At 63.0% G+C, this 2,723-nt stretch carries 3 protein-coding genes; all 3 read right to left on the bottom strand.

Going from position 1 to position 2,723, the window contains the following annotated elements:
• Positions 1-272: 272 nt before the first annotated feature.
• Positions 273-584, bottom strand: coding sequence for a DUF1330 domain-containing protein (locus HCA61_RS25780; protein WP_169691044.1), 312 nt, complete (start codon positions 582-584; stop codon positions 273-275).
• A gap of 151 nt (positions 585-735) precedes the next feature.
• Positions 736-924: a ferredoxin gene (locus tag HCA61_RS25775; RefSeq protein ID WP_169691043.1), complete on the bottom strand. Its 189-nt coding sequence runs from the start codon at positions 922-924 to the stop codon at positions 736-738.
• Entirely contained in the window at positions 921-2,213 is a 1,293-nt protein-coding gene (locus HCA61_RS25770) for a cytochrome P450 (protein ID WP_169691042.1), read from the bottom strand. The genes HCA61_RS25775 and HCA61_RS25770 overlap by 4 nt, the downstream gene beginning before the upstream one ends.
• Positions 2,214-2,723 lie beyond the last annotated feature (510 nt).

Raw genomic sequence — 2,723 nt, 5'->3', positions numbered from 1 at the left:
GGTGCCGATTTCGGGGTAGTTCTCGGTCCAGCTTCCTGCGGCCGGTTTGGTGAAGTGTGGCAAGGCTCTACCTTTCGTTCGAGAGCACTCTCTCTAGTGAGAATGGCGCTCTCACTGTTGAACATTAGGTTTCCACAGAACTGGACCCACGTCAATATCGAGTCGATCGAGGTATGAAAAAGGCGCCGACCCGGGCGAAGGGCCCAGGTCGGCGCCTGTGCGGACGCCCAGAGTGAAACACCCCGGCAAGGCGTCGAGGTGGGCTTCGCGACTCAGGCGCGAGACGGAGGCATCACGAAACCTTCGAGGATGACGACATTGCAGTCGGCGGCGGCCTGGCGCAGTGGAAGTGCCTTCTGATACGCCTCGGACTCGTACCAGGCCCGGGCGGCTGCGACGGATTCGAACTCCATGACGACGGTCCGGTCGCCGTGCCACGAACCTTCGAGCACGTCGGGGCGGGCGTCGACCGCGAGCACGGTCGCGCGCTGCTCGGCGAGTGACGGCGCGGAAGCCCTGCTGTAGGCGGCCATTCCCTCCCCGTCTCGGATTGCTTCGGTCAAGATGACGTATCCCTTGGGCATGGGTGCTCCTCGCTGTATCGGTAGACACGGACGGATGTCGTATCCGGAAATTGTTGCGCTGCAACAACTACGTGGTCGGACCCTACGACAGACGCCCGCCCCCACGGTGGAAACCGTGAGGGCGGGCGTCGTGTTCGGTGTGTGAGTCGGCCTACGAAATCGAGATCGCGCGCTCGGGACAGCTCGCGACAGCCTCGCGAACTTTGTCCTCGTGCTCCGCCGGGACCTCGGACACCAGCGTCACGGCGTATCCGCCGTCGCTGAGGTCGAAGACGTCGGGGCAGAGCGCGAGGCAGACGCCGTGGCCACGGCACGCATCGTCATCGACATGAACCTTCACTTGCTGTCACCCTCTGCGACGGTGTACTCCAGGTTGAGGTTCAGCAGGCCGCGGAGGATGAAGGTGGGCAGGTAGTCGAACTTCCGATCACCCTCGGGTCCGTGCACCTCCTCCGACAGCGCGATGTGGGTGGTCCGCTCGAGGAGGCGCTGGATACCCACACGGCCTTCGGTCCGGGCAAGGGGAGCGCCGGGGCAGGCGTGGACACCTCGACCGAATGCGATGTGCGTACGCGCATTACGACGATCCAGGTCGAAGTCCTCCGGGTCGGAGAACTGCCTGGAATCGCGGTTGGCCGCGCCGTTGAGGAGCATGAGGATCGTGCCGGCCGGAACCTCGACGCCACCGACCTCGGTCGGGACCTTGGAGAGCCGGAAGTCGCCCTTGATCGGGCTCTCCATCCGAAGCGCCTCCTCGATGAAGTTCGGGATCTTCTCCGGATCTTCGCGAAGTGCCTGCTGGATCTCGGGATTCTCGGCGATGATCCGGAGTCCGGAGCTCAGCAGCCGCACCGTCGTCTCCTGTCCCGCCGAGAAGACGTTCGCCGCAATGCGGAGGACGTCGTCGACCGGGGGCAGCGTGCCATCGGGGAACGTCGCCGTGGCGAGCCCGGTCAGGACGTCGTCCGTGGGGTTCGCGCGACGGTCCTCGATGTACTCGCCGAATTTCTTGTAGAGGAACTCGAGCGGGTTCAACTTCAGCGCTTCGCCCTCGGTGCTGCCGAGAGTGAACCCGCCCTCCGTTGCGAGATTCAGGCCGGCGATGAACTCTTCATGGTCGCTCTCCGGGACGCCAAGGAGATCGGCGATGACGAGCATCGCGAAGGGTCCGGCGAATTCGCTGATGTACTCGCCTTGGCCCTTGGCCAGGATGTTGTCGAGCAGCTTGTCGGCCAGGCGGTAGATGAACTCTTCGTTCTCCTTGAGGCGCTTGGGGGTGATCAGGCGCATCAGCAGACCGCGGTGGTCCGCGTGCTGCGGGGGATCCATCGTGGGTAGCTGATCGTTCATCGGCAGCGAGGGGCGGTGCTTCTCGATCAGATCCGAGATGTCGTCGCTCTCGGCCGGGAGCGGGAAGCCCGAGAACGGGCCGGTCACCGAGATGCACGAGGAGTAGGACTTCTCATCGTTGAGGACCTGGATTGCTTCCTCGTATCCGGTGACCATCATGACGTTCATGTGCGGTTCGCGCTTGACGGGGCAGCTCGCGCGCATCGCGTCGTAGTACGGGTTGGGATCGCCGACGAACTCAGGGTCGGTGAAGAAATTCTTCGTCTCGATGTCGGTCATCATTTCCTCTCGAGAAACAAGCTCCGGGCTGTGGCCGAGTACGGCCCCGAATCGCAGCTGTGCCGCGCCGACGCCGAGTCTCGTCGCACATCAAATCACGCCTGCTCGAACCTCTCACTCACGGATGTTTCGTACATTTCGGACTTGTGATCCTGAACAACGAGGTGGAGCGCGAGATGTAGTTGATCTTGATGATTTCATCCTCGCGTACGACATCTTATGACTGTGGTCACAAATGGAAGGCCCGCAAATACAGGTGTGCCCGCGCTCGAGCGACGAATGTCGTTCGAGCACGGGCACACCTGCGGGGTGCAACTGTTATCTCCCAGTACGTGTTACCACCGGGCTGCCTGCCTCAGACCACCGGTTCTTTGGTGATTTCGGCCCAGGCGGCGCCGCTGTCGGGGACGCGGGGCTGTTTCCAGACTTCGATGGGGAAGGAGACCATGACCAGCGATTGCATCAGGTGCATGAGGGTGCGGGCGTCGTCGGGCAGGTCGTCGAGGTCGA

The organism is Rhodococcus sp. HNM0563, from assembly GCF_012726195.1.
In the GTDB taxonomy this organism is placed as follows: domain Bacteria; phylum Actinomycetota; class Actinomycetes; order Mycobacteriales; family Mycobacteriaceae; genus Rhodococcus.
The sequence above is the reverse complement of the archived record's forward strand: the minus strand, read 5'-3'. Positions and strand labels throughout refer to the sequence as shown.